This is a genomic window from Pseudomonas gingeri, assembly GCF_013386115.1.
Classification (GTDB): Bacteria; Pseudomonadota; Gammaproteobacteria; order Pseudomonadales; family Pseudomonadaceae; genus Aquipseudomonas; species Aquipseudomonas gingeri.
Map to the genome: position 1 here is coordinate 519,428 of NZ_JACAOR010000013.1, position 20,794 is coordinate 540,221.

General features: G+C 62.7%; 23 protein-coding genes. 8 read left to right on the forward strand and 15 right to left on the reverse strand.

The features are described 5' to 3' along the window. Positions 1 to 31: 31 nt before the first annotated feature. The 5 genes from HX881_RS26480 to trpB form a co-directional block, all read right to left on the reverse strand. A complete protein-coding gene (locus HX881_RS26480) occupies positions 32 to 478 on the reverse strand; it encodes an anti-virulence regulator CigR family protein (RefSeq protein ID WP_017129252.1) in 447 nt (148 codons plus the stop codon). 183 nt (positions 479 to 661) lie between these two features. Beyond that, positions 662 to 1,765: a hypothetical protein gene (locus HX881_RS26485; RefSeq protein WP_177087381.1), complete on the reverse strand. Its 1,104-nt coding sequence runs from the start codon at positions 1,763 to 1,765 to the stop codon at positions 662 to 664. Between the two features lie 100 nt (positions 1,766 to 1,865). Further along, positions 1,866 to 2,774 carry a hypothetical protein gene (locus HX881_RS26490; RefSeq protein ID WP_146049131.1) on the reverse strand — a complete coding sequence of 303 codons (909 nt, stop codon included), beginning with the start codon at positions 2,772 to 2,774 and terminating at the stop codon, positions 1,866 to 1,868. Between the two features lie 208 nt (positions 2,775 to 2,982). Continuing rightward, a complete protein-coding gene (gene trpA / locus HX881_RS26495; protein WP_017129250.1) occupies positions 2,983 to 3,792 on the reverse strand; it encodes a tryptophan synthase subunit alpha in 810 nt (269 codons plus the stop codon). Further along, positions 3,792 to 5,012 (reverse strand): tryptophan synthase subunit beta, encoded by a 1,221-nt coding sequence (gene trpB / locus HX881_RS26500; RefSeq protein ID WP_017129249.1) that lies wholly within the window; start codon positions 5,010 to 5,012, stop codon positions 3,792 to 3,794. The genes trpA and trpB overlap by 1 nt, the downstream gene beginning before the upstream one ends. Before the next feature lie 111 nt (positions 5,013 to 5,123). Here trpB and HX881_RS26505 point away from each other — a divergent pair, with 111 nt between their 5' ends. Next, positions 5,124 to 6,020: a LysR family transcriptional regulator gene (locus HX881_RS26505; RefSeq protein ID WP_177087383.1), complete on the forward strand. Its 897-nt coding sequence runs from the start codon at positions 5,124 to 5,126 to the stop codon at positions 6,018 to 6,020. Between the two features lie 194 nt (positions 6,021 to 6,214). Here HX881_RS26505 and HX881_RS26510 read toward each other — a convergent pair whose 3' ends face one another. Next, entirely contained in the window at positions 6,215 to 6,541 is a 327-nt protein-coding gene (locus tag HX881_RS26510; RefSeq protein WP_017129247.1) for an ElaB/YgaM/YqjD family protein, read from the reverse strand. Positions 6,542 to 6,692: 151 nt separating this feature from the next. On the opposite strand from HX881_RS26510, the gene HX881_RS26515 reads away from it, so the two are divergent. Then, a complete protein-coding gene (locus HX881_RS26515; RefSeq protein ID WP_017129246.1) occupies positions 6,693 to 6,908 on the forward strand; it encodes a dodecin in 216 nt (71 codons plus the stop codon). Positions 6,909 to 7,042: 134 nt separating this feature from the next. Further along, positions 7,043 to 7,270, forward strand: coding sequence for a DUF1161 domain-containing protein (locus HX881_RS26520; protein ID WP_177087385.1), 228 nt, complete (start codon positions 7,043 to 7,045; stop codon positions 7,268 to 7,270). 61 nt (positions 7,271 to 7,331) lie between these two features. Here the strand turns inward: HX881_RS26520 and HX881_RS26525 are convergent, their stop codons facing one another. Next, on the reverse strand, positions 7,332 to 8,333 hold the full coding sequence (locus HX881_RS26525; protein ID WP_017129244.1) for an LLM class flavin-dependent oxidoreductase: 1,002 nt from the start codon (positions 8,331 to 8,333) through the stop codon (positions 7,332 to 7,334). Positions 8,334 to 8,677: 344 nt separating this feature from the next. On the opposite strand from HX881_RS26525, the gene HX881_RS26530 reads away from it, so the two are divergent. Next, positions 8,678 to 9,109 (forward strand): OsmC family protein, encoded by a 432-nt coding sequence (locus tag HX881_RS26530; RefSeq protein WP_017129243.1) that lies wholly within the window; start codon positions 8,678 to 8,680, stop codon positions 9,107 to 9,109. Positions 9,110 to 9,382: 273 nt separating this feature from the next. Further along, a complete protein-coding gene (locus HX881_RS26535) occupies positions 9,383 to 9,622 on the forward strand; it encodes a DUF1161 domain-containing protein (RefSeq protein ID WP_177087387.1) in 240 nt (79 codons plus the stop codon). 6 nt (positions 9,623 to 9,628) lie between these two features. Here HX881_RS26535 and HX881_RS26540 read toward each other — a convergent pair whose 3' ends face one another. Then, positions 9,629 to 10,042 (reverse strand): PA0061/PA0062 family lipoprotein, encoded by a 414-nt coding sequence (locus HX881_RS26540; RefSeq protein WP_017129241.1) that lies wholly within the window; start codon positions 10,040 to 10,042, stop codon positions 9,629 to 9,631. Between the two features lie 162 nt (positions 10,043 to 10,204). Between HX881_RS26540 and HX881_RS26545 the strand changes: the two genes are divergently transcribed. Then, complete coding sequence (locus HX881_RS26545) at positions 10,205 to 11,284, forward strand: aminopeptidase (protein WP_177087389.1); 1,080 nt, start codon at positions 10,205 to 10,207, stop codon at positions 11,282 to 11,284. A 106-nt stretch (positions 11,285 to 11,390) separates the two neighbouring features. Here HX881_RS26545 and HX881_RS26550 read toward each other — a convergent pair whose 3' ends face one another. Together HX881_RS26550 and HX881_RS26555 are read right to left on the reverse strand one after the other, a co-directional pair. Next, on the reverse strand, positions 11,391 to 12,035 hold the full coding sequence (locus HX881_RS26550; RefSeq protein WP_103032993.1) for an HAD family hydrolase: 645 nt from the start codon (positions 12,033 to 12,035) through the stop codon (positions 11,391 to 11,393). Between the two features lie 28 nt (positions 12,036 to 12,063). Next, positions 12,064 to 12,612 (reverse strand): gamma carbonic anhydrase family protein, encoded by a 549-nt coding sequence (locus HX881_RS26555; protein WP_177087391.1) that lies wholly within the window; start codon positions 12,610 to 12,612, stop codon positions 12,064 to 12,066. A gap of 54 nt (positions 12,613 to 12,666) precedes the next feature. On the opposite strand from HX881_RS26555, the gene prlC reads away from it, so the two are divergent. Further along, a complete protein-coding gene (gene prlC, locus HX881_RS26560) occupies positions 12,667 to 14,766 on the forward strand; it encodes an oligopeptidase A (protein WP_177087393.1) in 2,100 nt (699 codons plus the stop codon). After that, positions 14,763 to 15,047, forward strand: coding sequence for a YheV family putative zinc ribbon protein (locus HX881_RS26565; protein WP_017129236.1), 285 nt, complete (start codon positions 14,763 to 14,765; stop codon positions 15,045 to 15,047). The genes prlC and HX881_RS26565 overlap by 4 nt, the downstream gene beginning before the upstream one ends. A 51-nt stretch (positions 15,048 to 15,098) precedes the next feature. On the opposite strand, the gene HX881_RS26570 is transcribed toward HX881_RS26565, so the two are convergent. From HX881_RS26570 to HX881_RS26590, 5 genes are all read right to left on the reverse strand, one after another. Then, the gene (locus HX881_RS26570; RefSeq protein ID WP_177087395.1) at positions 15,099 to 16,049 is read right to left on the reverse strand and encodes a SphA family protein; all 951 of its coding nucleotides are present in this window, start codon (positions 16,047 to 16,049) and stop codon (positions 15,099 to 15,101) included. 91 nt (positions 16,050 to 16,140) lie between these two features. Then, a complete protein-coding gene (locus HX881_RS26575) occupies positions 16,141 to 17,592 on the reverse strand; it encodes an aldehyde dehydrogenase (protein WP_103032994.1) in 1,452 nt (483 codons plus the stop codon). A 54-nt stretch (positions 17,593 to 17,646) separates the two neighbouring features. Next, positions 17,647 to 18,933 (reverse strand): MFS transporter, encoded by a 1,287-nt coding sequence (locus HX881_RS26580; RefSeq protein ID WP_177087397.1) that lies wholly within the window; start codon positions 18,931 to 18,933, stop codon positions 17,647 to 17,649. A gap of 120 nt (positions 18,934 to 19,053) precedes the next feature. Beyond that, positions 19,054 to 20,040: an AraC-like ligand-binding domain-containing protein gene (locus tag HX881_RS26585; RefSeq protein WP_017129232.1), complete on the reverse strand. Its 987-nt coding sequence runs from the start codon at positions 20,038 to 20,040 to the stop codon at positions 19,054 to 19,056. 73 nt (positions 20,041 to 20,113) lie between these two features. Further along, positions 20,114 to 20,602 carry a GlcG/HbpS family heme-binding protein gene (locus HX881_RS26590; RefSeq protein ID WP_177087398.1) on the reverse strand — a complete coding sequence of 163 codons (489 nt, stop codon included), beginning with the start codon at positions 20,600 to 20,602 and terminating at the stop codon, positions 20,114 to 20,116. Positions 20,603 to 20,794: the final 192 nt, after the last annotated feature.

The following is a 20,794-nucleotide window of genomic DNA, read 5'->3' on the forward strand; positions in this document are numbered from 1 at the left end:
CGCCTGCAAGGGATCGTGGTAGGCGATCAGATCAATAGAGCACGCTGTTGAGCACCTCATAGACGATCCCCGTGCCCACCTCGATCAGCGCGACATCGCCGCCGACCCGGCGCCACTCATAGCCATGGTAGGCCGGCAGGCGCGCCACGGCGCGTGGGTCCAGGCGTTCGCCGTAGTACCCGTGGGGCAGTGGCTGGCCGCGCACGACACGGATGCCTGGCGGTGGTGGCGCGCCACGGGTGAAGTGTTCGCGGTCGTCATGGATGATCTGGCGAACCGGGCCGAAATCCTGTGGCGGACGGCGCCAGTTCTGCTCCCCCGGGCCCCGGTCGGGGCCTCTTCCCTGCTCCTGTTGGCCATGACCGCCGCGATCGTGATCCGGACCGCGTCCGTCATCCTGCGGTGCCGCTTGCAGCAGCGAACTGGCACCGAGCATCAGCACGCCAAGACCGGCAACCAGGCGTTTGGGCATTTTCATCGGGGTATTCCTCACACACAGCCAATACAGCGAAAAGAGGTTTGAAGACAGGGCTTCAAACCTCCAGGGTCTTGCTGTTTAGTCTGCGTGCGAAAGCATAGATTCCTTTGTATCAGGAACTTTACCTTGGCCGACTGCGGTGGTTATCCACAACGTCGAAAACAGGAAGTAACGCCCTCGGATTCAACCCTTGGCCATCGAGCTCCTTACCTGCCGCAGGTGAATGTGAGTCTTGCCATCGTCCTCGACTTTCACCGACTCGGGAATGTACCTGCAGCCATGTCTGAATACCTTGTAGCGGCTGCCGCCGACCTCGGCCTCACTGGGAGCGCCCTCGATAATGAGCACGACATTGGTATCCTTCCCGGCTGAGGGCGCGGGCTCTACCGGCATGAATTTGTCGATGAGAACGGAGCCCTTGTCGCCTATCCGGTTTTTGTACAGATTGATTTCCTTTTTGGATAAACACGTCTCATAGCGATAGGTGCTTGTCGATTCCGAAGTGCGATCCGAAAACCCGTCATTCAAAAGTTGTATGATATCGTTACGAGAAACATTTTTTAGAATCTCTGGAAGTTTCGGCTTTTTATCTGCTTCCCTGTTCAAGTAGTCGACGGTGCCCGGTTCGACGAATAGATGGAAAGCGGCCTGGGTCATCTCCTGTTTAATAGCCACCCGCTCCTGGTACTTTTGTTCTTTCAGGTATTTTTTATCCAAGGCATTTTCATGCTTGTGCATGCAGGTTTCGTTTTTTTCCAATGCCCTGCGCTGTATATTGACGTTGGATATCTCTTCAAGAATATCGATAGGTGTTCTTTTTTCGACACCATCGATTCTCGCTCCCAGGTACTCATTAAGCTGGCTTATCTTGGCAGAGGCCTGATTGTATCCACCGTCATACTTTGAGGGGGCGACAGTTAGTTGAGTGTTGAACGCTCTGTCAAGTTTTTCTGCCCAATATATCTTTACTCCTTTTCGTGGGGTTATATATATCTGATTATTTTTATGGCGAACGAAAGGGCGTGTGTTCTCGCTCAATTTCCAGAAGGATGTATATTTCCGATAGGACTTGCAGCGTGATCTGGCATCGGCTACGGCACCTTTCAGCTCGCTGGCAATGGCCCTGTGTTCAACGATGCGCTTTTCTTGTTCGACGATTATCCTTTCGCGGTTACGGACATGTTCCAGCCCTGCCACCAGATTACTGATCTTGTCTTGGCATTTCTTGAGGTCCTGAGGGGCGCTCAGTATGTCCTGAATATTACGGCTTCCGATTCTGAATGGCATATTCAACTCTTTTATCGGGAAGTGAAAAGCGGGCGGGAACAACCATTACCAAAGATAATGGCTTTCCCCCCCTTTTTTATTTTTCGAAAAGCTTTATGGGTTACTGCTTACCTGTTAGCTCTGTCGAACCTTCCTTGCTTTTGTTTTCCCAGAAAGTTTTCAGTTGGTTGACCTGGAGCCGCGTTGGTTCGATTGTCTCGTTTGTAGAGGGGCTCTGGCTTTTCTTCAAGTCTTTCAGACCATCTATGAATCGTGGTGGTCGAATGGGTGTAGAGCTCGTGCCGACTTCCGAAGCACTACGTTTGACGGGTTGCTCTTTCAGCGAATTCTGGTGCACAGCGTCATTGGCTATTGGATCGCTATTAGACAGACCAAACACTGACTGCTCCGGTTTGGCTTGTGGGCTATTGGCAGGATCGCTCAGGCTTCTATCCATAACTCTTTTACGTGGTTTTGGGATTGGCGCGATGCCAGGGACAGCGTCCGAATCGATACCTGTGTCTGACGACGAGATGGAGTTTGGAGAATTGAATGCATCATTTTTCAGGCTCTCAGCTGAGACCGATCTTAGCTTTTTCTGCTGGGCGGCGTCGATTTCAACAAGACCCTCTCTCAGTTCTTTACTACGGTTTCTGTGAAGATCCAAGCATTCTCTGAGATTCTTCTGAATGGTGATGCATTTTATTTTTTTGCCAAACTCGGCGAGCTTAAAGTCTTTCATGTATTGAGGTGCTTCTGAGGCACCGCCATCACGGAGCTTGAGCGTTTCCAATATGCTTCTATTGGGGCTGAAATACAGACCGCCGTTGTCTTTATTAAAACGGAGGTAGCCGCCACCTTTTTTGTTTTGAACTTCACTGACCTCTTTTACCAGTCTTTCAAGAAGCTTTATATTACCTTGGTTAACCTTGAACTCGGCATCAAATTCGGTGCGCTTTATGCTCCCTGACTGACTGAACCACTCAGTATTTTGAACCGCGCCTGCGGTAGATATTGAACCTGGACCCATTTTATAAACTCCTCTGCCCTATTCCATTATGGATGTCTTTCATTCTCCGAACGGACATGAAAGACAAGCAGAAGATGCTCAGCCACTTTTGTCCCTCAGCGCTTTCAATAAACGCACACCGAGGCAATGGCCGGCTTATTCACTCATGAAAAAAGGCCTCGGCGCTGTAGCGCCGAGGCCTTTTGAGTATTGCCTGTGACCCGATGGGTCAGTGGCGTGCGGTACGTACCCCTTGCGCCAGTGCCGCGCAGAGGCTCAGCACGCCATCGACGGCCTGTTCGTCGCTGGTGGCGTTGGCGATATGGTCGATCAGCGCCGAGCCGACTACCACGCCATCCGCCAGCCGGGCGATGGCCGCGGCCTGTTCCGGGGTACGGATGCCGAAGCCGATGCTGATCGGCAGGTCGGTGTGGCGACGCAGGCGGCTCACCGCTTCTTCGACGTGTTCCAGGGTCGCCGAGCCGGCACCGGTCACGCCCGCCACCGACACGTAGTAGACGAAGCCGGAGCTGCCGTTGAGCACGGTGGGCAGGCGCGCATCATCGGTGGTCGGCGTGGTCAGGCGGATAAAGTCCAGGCCGGCGGCCTGGGCCGGGTCGCACAGCTCGCCGTTATGTTCCGGCGGCAGGTCGACCACGATCAGGCCATCGACACCGGCGGCCTTGGCGTCGGCGATGAAGCGCGGCACGCCGTAGTGGTGGATCGGGTTGAAGTAACCCATCAGCACCAGCGGGGTCTCGGTGTTGTCGACGCGGAACTCGCGAACCATCTGCAGGGTTTTCGCCAGGTTCTGTTTGGCGGCCAGGGCGCGGATGTTCGCCAGCTGGATCGCCGGGCCGTCGGCCATCGGATCGGTGAAGGGCATGCCCAGTTCGATCACGTCGGCACCGGCCCTGGGCAGGCCCTTGAGGATCGCCAGGGACGTGTCATAACCCGGATCGCCGGCGGTGACGAAGGTCACCAGGGCGGCGCGGTTCTGTTGTTTCAGCTCGGCAAAGCGCGTTTGCAGGCGGCTCATCAGTGTTTCTCCTGCTGGGATTGCTGCATGTGGTGCATGACGGTTTGCATGTCCTTGTCGCCGCGACCGGACAGGTTGACCACCATCAGGTGATCCTTGGGCAGGGTCGGTGCGCGCTTGAAGACTTCGGCCAGGGCGTGGGCGCTTTCCAGGGCCGGGATGATGCCTTCGAGGCGGCAGCACTGGTGGAACGCGGCCAGGGCTTCGTCATCGGTGACCGAGGTGTACTGGACGCGACCGATATCGTGCAGCCAGGCGTGTTCCGGGCCGATGCCGGGGTAGTCGAGGCCGGCGGAAATCGAGTGGGCGTCGATGATCTGGCCGTCGTCGTCCTGCAGCAGGAAGGTCCGGTTGCCGTGCAGCACGCCCGGTACGCCGCCGTTCAGGCTGGCCGCGTGCTTGCCGGTCTCGATACCGTGGCCGGCGGCTTCGACGCCGATGATTTCGACGCTGGTGTCATCGAGGAACGGGTGGAACAGGCCCATGGCGTTGGAGCCACCGCCGATGCACGCCACCAGGCTGTCGGGCAGGCGCCCTTCCTGGGCCTGGAGCTGGTCGCGGGTTTCCTTGCCGATCACGGCCTGGAAGTCGCGGACCATGGCCGGATACGGGTGTGGACCGGCGACGGTGCCGATCAGGTAGAAGGTGCTGTCGACGTTGGTCACCCAGTCGCGCAGGGCTTCGTTCATCGCGTCCTTCAGGGTGCCGGTACCGGCCACGACCGGAATCACTTCGGCGCCCAGCAGCTTCATGCGGAACACGTTGGCCTGCTGGCGCTCGATGTCGGTGGTGCCCATGTAGATCACGCAGTCCAGGCCGAAGCGCGCGGCCACGGTGGCGGTGGCCACGCCGTGCATGCCGGCGCCGGTCTCGGCGATGATGCGTTTCTTGCCCATGCGCCGCGCCAGCAGGATCTGGCCGATGCAGTTGTTGATCTTGTGGGCGCCGGTGTGGTTCAGCTCTTCGCGCTTGAGATAGATCTTCGCGCCGCCGCAGTGTTCGGTCAGGCGTTCGGCGAAATACAGCGGGCTTGGACGACCGACGTAGTCGCGCTGGAAGTAGGCCAGTTCCTCGATGAACGCCGGATCGGTCTTGGCGGCTTCGTATTCACGATTCAGGTCGAGGATCAGCGGCATCAGGGTTTCGGCCACGTAGCGGCCGCCGAATGCGCCGAACAGGCCGTTGGCGTCGGGGCCGTTGCGCAGGTTGGACTGGGTCATGGGAGGCTCCAGGTGGGCGATTGAACAAGCGATGGGTTCACTCTAACCATGACAGGCCCGGATGAAAACCGATAAGATTGCCGTAACCTGTCAGGAAAACTCACAGATACCATGAGCCGCGACCTGCCCCCGCTCAATGCCTTGCGCGCCTTCGAGGCCACGGCCCGGCTGAACAGTGTCAGCCAGGCCGCCGAACAACTGCACGTGACTCACGGCGCGGTCAGCCGGCAGTTGAAAGTCCTTGAGGAACACTTGGGGCTGAGCCTGTTCGTCAAGGATGGACGCGGCCTGAAACTCACAGATGCCGGCATTCGCCTGCGCGACGCCAGCGCCGAGGCTTTCGAGCGCCTGCGGGCGGTGTGCGCCGAGCTGACCCGGGATTCGGTGGATGCGCCGTTTGTCCTGGGGTGTTCCGGCAGCCTGCTGGCGCGCTGGTTTATCCCGCGTCTCGGCCGCCTGAATGCCGACCTGCCGGACCTGCGCCTGCACCTGTCGGCGGGCGAAGGCGATCTCGACCCGCGCAAGCCGGGGCTCGATGCCCTGCTGCTGTTCGCCGAGCCGCCATGGCCGGCGGATATGCAGGTCCAGGAGTTGGCGAGCGAGCGCATCGGGCCGGTGATGAGCCCGCACTTCGCCCGCTACGCGGCCTTGCTCGAGGCGCCGGCACGGGAACTGGTGGGCGAGCCGCTGTTGCACACCACCTCGCGGCCACAGGCCTGGCCCAGCTGGGCACGGCAAAACGGCATCGAGGCGACGCAGCTGAAATACGGGCAGGGATTCGAGCATCTGTACTATCTGCTCGAGGCGGCGGTAGCGGGGTTGGGCGTGGCGATCGCGCCGCAACCGCTGGTGGCGGATGACCTGCGTGCCGGTCGCCTGGTGGCGCCCTGGGGCTTCGACGAAACGCCCGGGCGACTGGCGCTGTGGCTGCCCCGGCGCGCCGCGGACGGGCGCGCCGGACAGTTGGCGCAATGGCTCAAGACCGAGCTGGAAAACAGCGTTAGCTGACAGCACCGGACCTTATGCAGGAATCGGCTTGCCGGCGATGGCGTCCGCAAAGGCGGTGCAAGGCTCAAGGCCCCCTTCGCCGGCAAGCCGGCTCCCACAAGGGTGCGCGTTCTGTCTGGTCACCGCGTTTGCACGGCAGGACGAGGCCTCCATCGCCGGCAAGCCGGCTCCCACAAGGGCGTCAGGCGTGTCGCTCAATCCCCGCGTTTGCACAACAGGTAGGCGGCCAGCAGGCCGAGGGCACCGACCGCGACACCAGCTGTCGTCCATGGGTGTTCCTGGGCGTAGTCGCGGGTGGCGATCCCGGTTTCGCGGGTCTTGACCTTGACCTCTTCGTAGGCGTCGCTGAGCAGGTGACGGGAGTGCCGCAGGGCGCTCTCGGCATTGCTCTTGAGGGCCTTGAGGGTTTTGCGCGACTCGTCCGAGGCGTCGTCCTTGAGGCTTTCCAGAGACTTGAGCAGGCTCTCGATCTCGGCTTCCATGCTTTGCAACGAAGCTTTACGTAATGATGAACTGGCCATGTTGGCTCTCCTGCAGTGATGAGTGGCGTGTGAGGATTGGGACTGCACGGGTTTGCGAAAGTGCAGAAAATCTGTCGCCCGCCTGCTCCGGGCCATCCGGGAAATCACTGCTAGGCTGTGTCTACAGCCCCCGAGAGCCCAGGAGAACGCCATGAGTGATCATCACACCTACAAGAAAATCGAACTGGTCGGTTCGTCGCCCAACAGTATCGAAGAGGCGATCAACAACGCCCTGGCCGAGGCCGGCAAGAGCATCAAGCACCTGGAGTGGTTCGAGGTGCTCGACACCCGCGGCCATATCAAGGACAACAAGGCGGCGCATTTTCAGGTCACGTTGAAAGTCGGCTTCAGGATCGCCAATAGCTGAACAGATACTGGCCTTTTGAACTTCCACACTGGCCGACTGCCATATTGATTGCTATACAGAAGGCTCTATCTAGCCTCATGTGCGTCGCCCAAAAGCCGACGCACTTTTTTTGATTCGACCAGGGAATGCGAGCGATGAAAAAACTTCTATTGGCGGTAGGTTTGTTGAGCATTGCGGGCACTACCCTTGCTGCGGGTAAGCCATGTGAAGAGCTGGAAGCGGAGATCCGGGCAAAGATCGAGGCAAAGGGCGTGCATGGTTATGCGCTGTCGATCGCCGATAAGGGGACGGGCGCCAGCGCCGGAGAAGTCGTCGGCAGGTGTGAAGGCGGGACCAAGGAAATCGTCTATACGCGCAAATAAGCGCGGGCGATCCTGCAAGCCGGCGCAGCGCGCCGGCTTTTTCATGGGCGTCGATAACGCTTCAGCCCTTCATCACCTGCGCCAGCAACTCGTAGGAATGCAGCCGGTCGGCATGCTCGTAGAGGTCGCAGGTGAAGATCAGCTCATCGGCCTGGGTCTGCTCGATCAGCACGTCCAGCTTCGCGCGGATTTTCGACGGGCTGCCGACCATCGCCAGGCCGAGGAAATCTCCGACCGCCTCGCGCTCATGGGGCAGCCACAGGCCGTCCATGGTCTTCACCGGCGGTCGCTGGACCAGGCTCTGGCCGCGCATCAGCGCGAGGATGCGCTGGTACACCGAGGTCGCCAGGTAATCGGCCTGCTCGTCGGTATCGGCGGCCACCAGCGGCACGCCGAGCATCACGTAGGGCTTGTCGAGGACTTCGGACGGCTTGAAGTGGTTGCGGTACACGCGGATCGCCTCGTGCATGAAGCGCGGGGCGAAATGCGAGGCGAAGGCATAGGGCAAGCCGCGTTCGCCGGCCAGTTGTGCACTGAACAGGCTCGAACCGAGCAGCCAGACCGGCACGTTGGTGTTGGTGCCCGGCATGGCGATCACCCGCTGGTCCGGGGTGCGCGGGCCGAGGTACTTCATCAGTTCGGCGACATCTTCCGGGAAGTCGTCGGCGCTGCCCGAACGCTCGCGGCGCAGGGCGCGGGCGGTCATCTGGTCGGAGCCGGGGGCACGGCCCAGGCCCAGGTCGATCCGGCCCGGATACAGGCTGGCCAGGGTGCCGAACTGCTCGGCGATCACCAGCGGCGCATGGTTGGGCAGCATCACGCCGCCGGAACCGACACGGATGGTCGAGGTGCCGCCGGCCAGGTAGCCCAGCAGCACGGACGTGGCCGAACTGGCGATACCGTCCATGTTGTGATGCTCGGCGACCCAGAAGCGGGTGTAGCCGAATTTTTCTACGTGCCGGGCCAGGTCCAGCGAGTTGCGCAGGGATTGCCCCGGGCTGCCGTCCTGGCGCACGGGCACCAGGTCGAGGGTGGAAAACTTGACGTCGGACAGTCGCTTCATAAGCCTGCTACTCCTTCTTGGGGCACAGGCTTCCGTCGCGTGGCGAAATACCTGGCAATGTGTTCTTGGCAATATGGGCATATACCCGAGTTTCAAGAGCAGGCGGAATTTTTAGCCTGCAAAAAACGCAGATGGCTATTGCCAGTCCGGATCGTCCCCACGCTCCGCGTGGGCATGCAGCCATGAAATTGCGCGTCACAAAGCGGACGCGGAGCGTCCGGAGAGGCGTTCCCACGCTGGAGCGTGGGAGCGATCATCACGACAGGGTGAACTTTGCAGGGCCGACTATCCTCAGAACCCTAGGTTCGGCGCGAACCCTCGCGCCGGCTTTTGAGGAGGCAGCTATGAGTATCACGAAGAAAGCATCGGCTCATTGGGAAGGCGACCTGAAAACCGGCATCGGCTCCATCTCCACGGAAACCGGCGTGCTGCGCGAGGCGCCCTATGGCTTCAAGGCCCGCTTCGAAGGCGGTCGGGGCACCAATCCCGAGGAACTGATCGGCGCGGCCCACGCGGGCTGCTTTTCCATGGCCCTGTCGATGATCCTCGGTGAGGCCGGGCTCAAGGCGGACAGCATCGATACCCAAGCGGAGGTAACGCTGGATCAGGTCGACGGCGGTTTTGCGATTACCGCAGTGCACCTGATCCTCAAGGCGAAAATCCCCGGCGCCAGCCAGCAGCAGTTCGATGAGCTGACCCGGAAGGCCAAGGAAGGTTGCCCGGTATCCAAGGTCCTGAACGCGAAGATTTCGCTGGATGCGACCTTGCTGGGCTGAGGGTGAAAGATCGATTGGCCCTGTGCAATAGGGCCTTGCATGTGGGAGCGGGCTTGCCGCGAAGAGGCACCTGAAGCCAGAAAAAGCTTCGCGGGCAAGCCCGCTCCCACATTCTCCCCGAGTACCTTCCCCCCGGGTAACACTCCAAGCAAATACCCGGGTTTGCGCAACTGTGAGCTGGGTCAGAACTTGGCTCGCCCGGTTGTGGTCCAATCTGGTGTGGCAACCCAGTGCGTACGCCCTTGCGACGCGTTGCCGCGAAGGAGCCTGACCATGAAACGCATCGCCCTGGGATTTTTCTGTTGTGCACTGGCTGCGTCGGCCCTGGCGGCCCCGAAAGACTGCGAGGAGCTGAGGAAAGAAATCGAGGTCAAGATCCAGGCCAACGCCGTGCCGTCCTACACCCTGGAGATCGTCTCCAAGGAGGAGGCCGAGAAGCATGACGCCGCCATGGTGGTCGGGACCTGCGAAAACGGCACCAAGGCAATCATCTACCAGAAGAACGATATCTGAGGCCGGCTACGGCATGCACAGCACCGTACGGTCGCCGGCGATCTGTTCGCCCTTGTCGTTGTAGAGCCGGGCATTGGCCTGGAAGCCCAGGGCAACGCCTTCCAGGCGATAACGCCGACCGGCTTCGAAGTGATCGTAGGGCACCGTGATGTAGCAGATGCGCTCCAGTGGATCGGTGTTCATCGCCATGCCGCCGACATACACATCGAAGTCGAAACGCACGGTCAGTTCATGGGCACCGGGGGTGACCTGGAAGAAGCGCCCGTCATCCAGGCGTTTTTTATCCACGCTTTCGGCCATGACCAGGGTGCCGGTACGGGTACCCACGTCGATCCAGGCCATTTGCGGGTCGACCGCCGGCAGTGGGCTGACGCAGCCGCCAAGGCTGGCGAGGGCAAGGAGGGAAAGAAGCTTGCGCATGATGGATTTCGCTCGGTGATATGAGGTTCAGCATACCCGTGATCGATGCCTCGGGTCGCCTTGGCCAACATCCGGTGAACACCTGACCCTCGACAATCATTCATGATTATTTTCCGCCCCACGCGATAGTCTTGCAGCAAACCCCGACCGGAAGACTTCCCCATGGTGCACAGGTGGTGCTCAGCCCCTGGGCGACTCACGCCCATTTTACGTCCCGCGCTCGCCGGCCTCCTGCTTTTGCTGGTCGGCGGTTGCAGCAGCGTGAGTTATTACAGCCAGTTGGCCGGTGGGCAGTTGAGCCTGTTGCGGGCCCGGGAGCCGGTCGCCGCGGTGATCGCCGATCCGAGCCGCGATCCCAGGCTGCGCGAGCACCTGGTGCATTCCCAGGAGGCGCGGACTTTCGCCAGCCAGCAGCTGCATCTGCCGGATAACCGCAGTTACCGCCTGTATGCCGATATCAAGCGGCCCTATGTGGTCTGGAATGTCTTCGCCACGCCGGAGTTTTCCCTGACCCCGCAGAGCCACTGTTTCCCCATCGCTGGCTGCGTGGCCTATCGCGGTTACTACGACCAGGGCGCGGCCCGGGGCGAAGCCGCCCTGCAACGCCAGCAGGGCCTGGATGTGTACATTGGCGGCGTCGAGGCCTACTCGACGCTGGGCTGGTTCGACGATCCGATTCTCAACTCGATGCTGAACTGGGGCGACGAGCGCCTGGCGACGCTGATCTTCCATGAGCTGGCGCACCAGCGTTTCTATGTGAAGGACGACACCGAGTTCAACGAGTCCTACGCCAACTTCGTCGAGCAGGAAGGCACGCGCCAATGGCGAGCGGCGCGGGGCTTGCCACCGGCCAAGGCCAATGACGTGGCGCAGAAGGATCAGTTCATCGAACTGGTGCTGCACACCCGTGAACGCCTGCAGGCGCTCTACGCCCTGCCCTTGCCGGCCGAGCAGATGCGCGAGCGCAAGGCCGCCGAATTCGAGCGCCTGCGCCAGGAGTACCGGCGCGTGCAGGCGACGCAGTGGGCGGGGGACAAGCGCTATGACGCCTGGATCAACTCGCCGCTGAACAACGCCAAGCTGCTGCCCTTCGGTCTCTATGACCAGTGGGTGCCGGCTTTCGCCGCGTTGTTCAGGCAGGTCAACGGTGATTGGCCGGCATTTTTCACGGCGGTGGAGAGGCTCGGAAACCTGCCGGTCGCCGAGCGCAAGGCGGCGTTGCGTCAATTGATGCCAGGCTGAAAGGCGCTTTCGCGGGCAAGCCCGCCCCCACAAAGACAGGCCCATGACACCGGCGCTACGGTGGGAGCGGGCTTGCCCGCGAACGAAGGCGACTCGCCCTGGCGCCCTACACAAACGCCCGATGCAGGTCGGCCAGGGTCTGGAAGTGATACGCCGGCTGTTCGCCCTCCAGCTCCGCGAAGCTGCCGAAACCATAACCCACCGCCGCCGCATCCAGGCCGTTGCGTCGGGCGCCGATCAGGTCATGCTTGCGGTCGCCGATCATCAGCGTATTGCCCGGCTCCAGTTTTTCCTCGGCGATCAGGTGGGCGATCAGCTCGACCTTGTCGGTCCGGGTGCCGTCCAGCTCGCTGCCGTAGATCATCTTGAAGTGCCGGGCAAAATCGAAATGCCGGGCAATCTCGCGGGCGAACACCCAGGGCTTGGACGTGGCGATGTACAGGGTGCGGCCTTGTCCGCCGAGGGTTTCCAGCAAGGGCGTGACCCCATCGAACACCCGGTTTTCATACAGCCCGGTGACCTTGAAACGCTCGCGGTAGAAATTCACCGCTTCCCAGGCCCTGGCCTCGTCGAAACCGTAGAACTGCATGAACGCCTGCAACAGCGGTGGCCCGATAAAGTGTTCGAGCTTGCTCAGGTCCGGCTCGTCGATGCCCAGCTTGCCTAGGGCGTACTGGATCGAGCGGGTGATGCCTTCGCGCGGGTCGGTCAGGGTGCCGTCGAGGTCGAACAAAATCGTCTGGTAGTGCATGAAATACCCCAATCTGTACAAAAAACGATCAGTCAGCCTGGTGGTAGCCTTCGGCGATATGCTGATCCTTGAGCTTCACGTAGTTCGAGGCGCTGTAGGTGAAGAAAGCCTTCTCCTTGTCCGTCAGGGCGCGCACCTGCTTCACCGGGCTGCCGACATAGAGAAAGCCGCTGGCCAGGCGCTTGCCCGGCGGTACCAGGCTGCCGGCACCGACGATCACCTCGTCCTCGATCACCGCGCCATCCATGACGATGCTGCCCATGCCGATCAGGATCCGGCTGCCGACGCTGCAACCGTGCAGCATGACCTTGTGGGCGATGGTCACGTCGTCACCGATCAGCAGCGGGAAACCCTCCGGATTGAAGGGCCCGGCATGGGTGATGTGCAGCACGCAGCCATCCTGCACGCTGGTGCGGGCGCCGATGCGGATGCGGTGCATGTCGCCACGGATCACTGTCAGCGGCCACACCGAGCTGTCGGCGCCGATCTCGACATCGCCGATCACCACCGCCGACGCATCGACAAAAGCCCCGGCGCCAAGGGTCGGCGTGTGATTCTGATAGGTGCGAAGGGTCACGATAGGCTCTCTCTCTGTTGCTGATAGCTGCGGTAGGCATTGATTGTAATTAAGATGGCCCCATCTTTGTTCTTACATGTTTCTCCAGCCAAGGTACCCACCGTGAGCGCGAACAACCCTCTTCTGCAGTCCTACGACCTGCCGCCGTTCTCGGCGATCCGTGCCGAGCACGTGCAACCGGCCATCGAGCAGATTCTCGCCGACAACCGTGCCGCCATCGAAGGCATCCTGCAAAGCCAGGGGAAAAATCCGAGCTGGGCCGGCCTGGTCCTGGCCATGGACGAGCTCAATGACCGCCTGGGCGCCGCCTGGAGTCCGGTCAGCCACCTCAACGCCGTGTGCAACAGCGCCGAGCTGCGCGAAGCCTATGAGGCCTGCCTGCCAGCCCTGAGCGCCTACTCCACCGAGTTGGGCCAGAACCGCGCCCTGTTCCAGGCCTTCGAGGCGCTGGCCAACAGCCCCGAGGCCGCCGGCTTCGACGTGGCGCAGAAGACTATTCTCGAACATTCCCTGCGTGACTTCCGGCTCTCGGGTATCGACCTGCCGGAGGCCGAGCAGAAGCGTTACGCCGAAGTGCAGAGCAAGCTGTCCGAACTGGGCAGCCGCTTCTCCAACCAGTTGCTCGATGCGACCCAGGCCTGGACCAGACACATTGTCGACGAGGCCGGCCTCGCCGGGCTTAGCGCCTCGGCCAAGGCACAGATGGCCGCCGCCGCCCAGGCCAAGGGCCTCGACGGCTGGCTGATCACCCTGGAATTCCCGAGCTACTACGCGGTGATGACCTACGCCGAGGACCGCGCCCTGCGCGAAGAGGTGTACGCCGCCTACTGCACCCGTGCGTCGGACCAGGGCCCGAACGCCGGCCAGAACGACAACGGCCCGGTGATGCAGGAAATCCTCGACTTGCGCCAGGAGCTGGCGCAATTGCTCGGCTTCGCCAGTTTCTCCGAGCTGAGCCTGGCGACCAAGATGGCCGACTCCAGCGACCAGGTGCTGACCTTCCTGCGCGACCTGGCCAAGCGCAGCAAGCCGTTTGCCGCCCAGGACCTGCAACAGCTCAGGGCCTACGCCGCCGAGCAGGGCTGTGCCGAACTGCAAAGCTGGGACAGCGGGTTCTACGGCGAGAAGCTGCGTGAACAGCGCTACAGCGTTTCCCAGGAAGCCCTGCGCGCCTATTTCCCGATCGACAAGGTGCTCGGCGGCCTGTTCGCCATCGTCCAGCGCCTGTACGGCATCGAGATCGCCGAGCAGAAAGGCTTCGACACCTGGCACCCGGATGTCCGCCTGTTCGAGATCAAGGAGAACGGCCAGCATGTCGGCCGCTTCTTCTTCGACCTCTACGCCCGCGCCAACAAGCGTGGCGGTGCCTGGATGGACGGCGCCCGCGACCGTCGCCGTACCGTCGATGGCGTGCTGCAGAGCCCGGTGGCGAACCTGGTGTGCAACTTCGCCCCGGCCGACAGCGGCAAGCCTGCGCTGCTGACCCACGATGAAGTGACCACCCTGTTCCACGAATTCGGCCACGGCCTGCATCACCTGCTGACCCGCGTCGAGCACGCCGGTGTCTCCGGCATCAATGGCGTGGCCTGGGATGCGGTGGAATTGCCGAGCCAGTTCATGGAGAACTGGTGCTGGGAGCCGGAAGGCCTGGCGCTGATCTCCGGCCACTACGAAAGCGGTGAGCCGCTGCCCCAGGACCTGCTGGAAAAGATGCTCGCGGCAAAAAACTTCCAGTCCGGCCTGATGATGGTCCGCCAGCTGGAGTTCTCGCTGTTCGACTTCGAACTGCACGCCACCCACGGCGACGGCCGCAGCGTGGCGCAGGTTCTCGAGGGCGTGCGCGACGAGGTCTCGGTGATGCGTCCGCCGGCCTACAACCGCTTCCCCAACAGCTTTGCGCACATTTTCGCCGGCGGTTACGCGGCGGGTTACTACAGCTACAAGTGGGCTGAAGTGCTGTCGGCCGATGCCTTCTCCAGGTTCGAGGAAGAAGGCGTGCTCAACGCCGAGACCGGTCGCGCGTTCCGCGAGGCCATCCTGGCCCGTGGCGGCTCTCAGGCGCCGATGGTGCTGTTCGTCGACTTCCGTGGCCGTGAGCCGTCGATTGACGCACTCTTGCGCCACAGCGGCCTGAGTGAGGACGCGGCAGCATGAGTGAGGCACCCGTGACCAGGACCAAGAAGCGCTTTATCGCCGGGGCGGTCTGCCCGGCGTGCAGCGAGCAGGACAAGCTGATGATGTGGAGCGAGGACGACGTTCCGCACCGTGAGTGCGTGGCCTGTGGCTATGCCGATACGCTGAACGAGCAAGGCTTGTCGGTGCCCAGGGAGTTGGGTACGCGGGTCAACACGCCAGTGGTGAAGGTCGCCGACAAGAAAGTCCAGACCGTGCAGTTTTTCCCCAATCCGAAGCTGAAGAAGGCCGAGGACAAGTAACCTCCCGCGTGCCGGTCTCCCGAGGCGTTTCGCGCCCGGGAGACCGCGTTCCTATTTGCCGAACGGGATGATGAATTTCAGCCACAGTCTTTCGCCCTGGGGCCGATATTCGCTTTCGAACTCGTGCTGCCAGGTGGCGATTATCTGCGCCGGTCCGGCGTTGTACCTGATCGCCGGTCCCAGGGCGAAGGCCTGGCCCTTCAGGCCGTCCAGGCTGTCGATGACATCCTGCGTCGCCCGGTCGCTGACGTGGTCGTCGGTGGTCTGTTTGTAGTAATAGCCCGAGACCCCCACCTGCCACTGGTCGATGTTGTAGCCGGCGGCGAAGTCGACGTGCAATTCCTGCCCGGAGCGGTAGTCGCTGCCGGTCGGGTTCAGCCCGGTGATCTGGGCGGAGGTGTTCTTCTGGTTGAAGTCGTACATGAACTTCATGTCCAGGGCGAAGCCGTTGGGGTCGTAATAGGCAAACGCCACGACCGGTTCGAAGTTCCAGTAGTGCCGGCTGAAGTTGGCCTGGGCGTTGCGATCGTAGCTGCCGATGGGCACGTTGATGTCCAGGCCGGTGGTGAGATGCAGACCATTGTCGAAATGCCAGCCCATGATCAGCGGGTTCACGGTGATGTCCCCGACACCCCGGCGATGATCGTTGACCCCCGCCGCATCGACCTCCAGATCCACCAGCGGGACGATGAGGTGGCCGCCCCAGTTCGCGCCCATGAAGGTCTTGTCGCTGACATAGACGGTTCGCGAGACCAATGCATCGGCGCGGACCTTGAAGTCCGGGAGAAAGCCGGAATGGCCGTTGCCGTCATTGAAGCGGTTGGCGCTGTATTGCGTCAGGTAGGTCAGCTCATAGAGACCGGGCGGCGGCAGTGCCCCGGCCAGGTAGTTCTCTGCACCGTTGGGATACACACCGCCTCCGGTTTCCGTTGCCTGCGCAGTGTTGATCAGGCCGAGCGAGGCACAGAGTGTGGTGGCGATGCCGATGTGTCTGATAGTCATGGTTCGATCTTCTTATTAGTGGCCGGTCATACGCCCGGCAGCCGTCGGCCGAGCGCATGGAAGGCAATGGGTTGCGGTGGTCTTTTCGCAGTTACAGCGGGTAATGGCGCGGTTGCTGCTGGATGGTCAGCCAGCGCAGGTCGGTGAACTCGGCGACCCCGGCCTCGCCACCGAAGCGACCATGGCCCGAAGCCCCCAGGCCACCGAACGGCGCCTGTGGTTCGTCGTGGACCGTGGCGCCGTTGATGTGGCAGATTCCCGAGCGGATCCGCCCGGCGACGTCCATCGCGCGGGAAATGTCGCGGGTGAACACGGCCGCTGACAGGCCATATTCGCTGTCATTGGCGATGCGGATCGCGTCTTCCTGGTCCTTGGCCCGGATCACCGAAACCACCGGCCCGAACGATTCCTGCGTATAAAGCCGCATGGCCGGGGTGACCTGGTCGATGACATTCGCCGGGATCAGCACGCCCTGCCCGTCGTCACCGGCCAGGCGTGTCGCGCCGGCCGCCAGGGCATCGGCGATCAGTGTCCGGACCCGCTCCGCGGCCTGGGGGTCGATGACCGAGCCCAGTGGCGTCGAGTGCTTGCGCGGGTCGTCTGCGCGCAATGCCATGGCCCGCTGTGCCAGGCGTTCGACGAAGGCTTCGGCGATGCCAGGGGTGACGATGACCCGCTCGGTGGACATGCAGATCTGTCCTTGATTCATGAAGGCGCCGAAGATCGCGGCATCCACGGCCGTTTCGAGATCGGCATCATCGAGCACCAGCAACGGCGCCTTGCCGCCCAGTTCCAGCAGCGCCGGCTTGAGCTGGCGCCCGCAACGTTCGGCGATCAGCCGGCCGACCCGGGTCGACCCGGTGAAATTCACGCGTCGCACCGCCGGAGCATCGATCAGGGCATTGACGATGGCGCCGGCGTCCTCCGGGGCGTTGCTGAGGACATTCACCACCCCCTTGGGAAACCCCGCCCGCAGAAAGGCCTGGCCGATCAGCGAGTGCGTCTGCGGGCAGGCTTCCGAGGCCTTGAGAATGACACTGTTGCCACAGGCCAGTGCCGTGGCGATTGCCCGCACCCCGAGGATCACTGGCGCGTTCCAGGGAGCGATCCCCAGCACGACGCCGGCGGCCTGGCGGATCGACATCGAGAAACAGCCGGGCATGTCCGACGGGATGGTTTCGCCCCGGACGGCCGTGGTCAGCGAGGCCGCCTCGCGCAGGATCGATGCGCCCAGGGCGATGTTGAACGTGGCCCAGCCCTGCGTGGCACCGGTTTCCCGGGCCATCGCCGCCGTCAGTTCCGCGCTGAGGCCGAGCAGCTCCCGGGCCGCCTCCAGCAGCAGGTTGCGCCGGTAGTCCGGGCCGCTCCGCGACCAGCTGACAAAGGCCTGGGCGGCGGCTTCGACCGCGCTGGCGGTGTCGTCGAGGGTGGCGGCGGCGGCGGTGGTGGCCACGGTGTCCGCGACAAAGTCGTGGCGCACGAAGGTCGCACCGTTCGAGGCGGGCCGCAGCTCGCCATTGATCAGTAACAGGGTGTTCGACATTTTGCGAATCTCTGGTTGGGAAGAAGCGATTGCGTGGTCCGTGTCTCGCCGGTTTCAGGGCGCCACGGTCCCGGCTTCCTTGCGCCGGGTGCGTTCGTTCGCGGCCTGGACGAGGCGTGGCGCGGTTTCGCGCAGCAGCAGCGCCAGGCAGGTACCAATGGCCAGGCCGACCATGGGAATCCAGAACACCTGGCCGATCCCGAAGTGCTGGGCGACGAAGCCGGCGATCACCGGGGCCACGCCGCCGCCGAAGAATTCGCCGGCCCCGGAGACGAAACCGATGGCCGAGGAAGTCAGTTGGGGGGATACGGCCTCGGTCGGGATGGGCCCGGTGAGGATGGAAGCCAGGCCGAGGCCGAAGAACGCGGTAAGCGCCAGCCAGATGAACAGCGTCACGCTGTCCGCCGGGGCATGGAAAAAGCACCAGGTACCGATGGCGGCGCCGATAAACGCGATGACGGTCGCCAGCCGCCGGCCGATGATGTCCGACAGTCCCGAGATGGCGAACTCACCGAGGAACCCGCCCCAGCCCATCGCGGACAGGACAAAGCCCATGGTGGCGGGCGTCAGGTGCAGTTGGTCCACCAGATAGCTGGGGACCATCGCGCCCATCACGAATACGCAGCTCATGGTGCAGAACAGGCAGGCAGCGGCCAGCAGCGCATTGCGTGACTTGAGCACCTGCAGCCATGACGGCTTGTCGGCCGCCAGCGTTGCGGCGCGTGCCTGGCGGGTGAGGTGTGGCGGCTCGCGCAACACGCGATAGAGCAGATAGGCCACCACCAGCCCCGGCAGGGCGACGAGCATGAACACCTCGCGCCAGGACGGCACGACGGCCAGCAGTTGCGTGGCGAGAATCGGTGCGATGCCAAAACCGAACAAGGCGAAGGTGCTCAGTTGCAGGCCCTGGTTCAGGCCGCGTCGGCGCGGGTGGGAGGCCTCGGCGGTGGCGGCCACGCTGACCGGGCAGAAGGCGCCCTCCGCGGCCCCCATCACGCCACGGACCAGCAGCAGCGAGAGAAAGCCGGTGGCCATTCCGGAGAAGCCCGACAGCACGGAAAAGATCAGCAGTGCGGGGATCAGGATGGCGCGTCGGCCGACCCGGTCGGACACGTTGCCGATCAGGATGGAGAAGGCTCCCCAGGCCAGGGCCAGGGCGCCCACCAGCGTGCCGAGCTGGCTGTAGCTCAGGTGCAGGTCCTGCATCATGGCGGGAAACAGCGGGGCGAGAATCCAGCGGTCCAGGCCCACCAGGCCAAAGCCCAGGGCCAGCAGGAGGACGGCTTTCCATTCGTATCGCGAGTCGTGCGGTGTGGCGGATGTCTGATTATTGTTATTCATTTTTCTCTCCGGAAGCGGCCCGCCCGTTCTGTCGCGGGCACGCATCGGGGAGATTACGGCGTTGCCCGCGCGGTGCTTTGCCGCCAGGGAACGCCGGGTTTGTCGAGCGTGAACGCCGCCTCAGTGAGTGGCGTTCGACACGTCGGGCACAGCTATCGACGACAGGACATCGGCCCGATAGCGGGTGGGGGTCAGACCGAACCGGGCCTTGAACGCCTTGCTGAAATGCGCGGCATTGTTGAACCCCCACTGATAGGCGATTTCGGTGACCGAGCGGCTGGCCAGGCGACCGTCGCCGAAGGCGTCGCGGACACGCTCCAGGCGCGACTGCCAGATGAACTGGGCCAGGGTGCTCTCGTCGTCGCTGAATGCCTTGTGCAGGTTGCGTTTGCTGCAGCGGAAGCGGCTGGCGATCAACTCGACGTTCAACTGCGGGTTCATCAGGTTCTGTTGCACGAAGTCGTGGACCTGCAAACGCAGGATCTCGCGGCTGGAGGACGTTGCCGACTTGTGCCCGGATTCGAGCAAGGCCATGCGCAGCAGATGGGTGGCGATGGTGCCGAGTTCGGCGCGGGAACTGTGCTCGACTTCGTCGATCTCCGAAAACAGCCGTGCCAGATAGGTCGGCAGCATGCGTTCGATACCCGCGCACCGGCCGAAGCCGCGGGCGGTCAGGGCGCCGACTGCACCATGGCGCAGGCCCAGTTCCGAGCGTGGTACCAGCATCACCAGTTGGCGAACCTGCGTGAGGTTGGTCACGCTGTAGGGGCGCCGCGTGTCATACAGCGCCCACTGGCCCGGCTCCAGGCATACCTCGCGGTCGCCCTGGGCAAAGATCGCCCGCCCACGTTGCTGCACCACCAGCTTGACCAGGTCGCGATCGTCACGGGAGATCATCGCCTGGCCACGTTCGACCCTGTGGGGCGTGGCGTCCAGCCGGCAGTACTGCAGGGTTCCGGCGTGACCGAACATGGCCGAGGCCTCGAAAGGGCCGTCACCGATCACCTGGGTATCGAGTCGACCGACCACGTCCCAGATCAGGTTGCTCCACTGGTCGAGCTTTTCCCTGAGGGTTCCCACCGTGTTGAACTGAGAGGATGGCGTCATTCGGCATTTCTCCCGGCTTGCGGTTTATTGTTGTTTTATCGGCGCAGCGGTCCCGGCATTCGGCTGTGGTGCGCTAGCGGGCCAGCGCCTGGAGGATGGCCCCGGCCAGTGCGGCATCGTCATCGGAGTTCGCCCCCGCGACACCGATGGCCCCCTGCAACCGACCTTGGGCAAGGACCGGCAACCCACCCCGTAGCGCAAGGATTCCCGGCAGTCCCAGGTAAGTCGTGTTGCCCTGCTGCACGGCATCCTCCAGCACCTTCGTATCCATGCCGTAGGCGGCCGCGGTCCGGGCCTTCTTGGTCGCCGCATCGCCCATGCCGCTCGGTACGCTGGCGGGACGGGTGAAGTACAGCAGGTGCCCACCGGCATCGACGATACTGATGGCGACCCGGTCCGGGTGGAACGCCGGTTCGTGACCGACGGCCTCGATGGCGGCGGTCGCCGACTTCAGGCTCAGCTCCGCGGCCATGCCTGGCGGGCTCGTCAGCAGGCCCAGCGACAGGCTCAGGGTGGCGCAGACAGCGAGGTAGGAGGGCTTCGGGCGACGGTAAAGAGGCATGGCTTGATCTCGTTCTCAGGGCATTGTGCCAAAGGCAGCCCTTTCATCATCGCCGTCGCCGACAGTGTGGAGAAGAGCCGCCTTGCGCGGAATGCCTCACTCCTACAGAGTGAGCCGGGTATGCCTGGACCACACGTAAAAGGCATAGTATCGATGCCGGACAGCGGTGCCCGTCAGCGTGCGGCAAGGGGG

Bases quoted from the DNA above. Each gene is read 5' to 3' on its own strand.
- HX881_RS26480 (WP_017129252.1), bottom strand. From the start codon at position 478: ATGAAAATGCCCAAACGCCTGGTTGCCGGTCTTGGCGTGCTGATGCTC.
- HX881_RS26485 (WP_177087381.1), bottom strand. From the start codon at position 1,765: ATGCCATTCAGAATCGGAAGCCGTAATATTCAGGACATACTGAGCGCC.
- HX881_RS26490 (WP_146049131.1), bottom strand. From the start codon at position 2,774: ATGGGTCCAGGTTCAATATCTACCGCAGGCGCGGTTCAAAATACTGAG.
- trpA (WP_017129250.1), bottom strand. From the start codon at position 3,792: ATGAGCCGCCTGCAAACGCGCTTTGCCGAGCTGAAACAACAGAACCGC.
- trpB (WP_017129249.1), bottom strand. From the start codon at position 5,012: ATGACCCAGTCCAACCTGCGCAACGGCCCCGACGCCAACGGCCTGTTC.
- HX881_RS26505 (WP_177087383.1), top strand. From the start codon at position 5,124: ATGAGCCGCGACCTGCCCCCGCTCAATGCCTTGCGCGCCTTCGAGGCC.
- HX881_RS26510 (WP_017129247.1), bottom strand. From the start codon at position 6,541: ATGGCCAGTTCATCATTACGTAAAGCTTCGTTGCAAAGCATGGAAGCC.
- HX881_RS26515 (WP_017129246.1), top strand. From the start codon at position 6,693: ATGAGTGATCATCACACCTACAAGAAAATCGAACTGGTCGGTTCGTCG.
- HX881_RS26520 (WP_177087385.1), top strand. From the start codon at position 7,043: ATGAAAAAACTTCTATTGGCGGTAGGTTTGTTGAGCATTGCGGGCACT.
- HX881_RS26525 (WP_017129244.1), bottom strand. From the start codon at position 8,333: ATGAAGCGACTGTCCGACGTCAAGTTTTCCACCCTCGACCTGGTGCCC.
- HX881_RS26530 (WP_017129243.1), top strand. From the start codon at position 8,678: ATGAGTATCACGAAGAAAGCATCGGCTCATTGGGAAGGCGACCTGAAA.
- HX881_RS26535 (WP_177087387.1), top strand. From the start codon at position 9,383: ATGAAACGCATCGCCCTGGGATTTTTCTGTTGTGCACTGGCTGCGTCG.
- HX881_RS26540 (WP_017129241.1), bottom strand. From the start codon at position 10,042: ATGCGCAAGCTTCTTTCCCTCCTTGCCCTCGCCAGCCTTGGCGGCTGC.
- HX881_RS26545 (WP_177087389.1), top strand. From the start codon at position 10,205: ATGGTGCACAGGTGGTGCTCAGCCCCTGGGCGACTCACGCCCATTTTA.
- HX881_RS26550 (WP_103032993.1), bottom strand. From the start codon at position 12,035: ATGCACTACCAGACGATTTTGTTCGACCTCGACGGCACCCTGACCGAC.
- prlC (WP_177087393.1), top strand. From the start codon at position 12,667: ATGGCCCCATCTTTGTTCTTACATGTTTCTCCAGCCAAGGTACCCACC.
- HX881_RS26565 (WP_017129236.1), top strand. From the start codon at position 14,763: ATGAGTGAGGCACCCGTGACCAGGACCAAGAAGCGCTTTATCGCCGGG.
- HX881_RS26570 (WP_177087395.1), bottom strand. From the start codon at position 16,049: ATGACTATCAGACACATCGGCATCGCCACCACACTCTGTGCCTCGCTC.
- HX881_RS26575 (WP_103032994.1), bottom strand. From the start codon at position 17,592: ATGTCGAACACCCTGTTACTGATCAATGGCGAGCTGCGGCCCGCCTCG.
- HX881_RS26580 (WP_177087397.1), bottom strand. From the start codon at position 18,933: ATGAATAACAATAATCAGACATCCGCCACACCGCACGACTCGCGATAC.
- HX881_RS26585 (WP_017129232.1), bottom strand. From the start codon at position 20,040: ATGACGCCATCCTCTCAGTTCAACACGGTGGGAACCCTCAGGGAAAAG.
- HX881_RS26590 (WP_177087398.1), bottom strand. From the start codon at position 20,602: ATGCCTCTTTACCGTCGCCCGAAGCCCTCCTACCTCGCTGTCTGCGCC.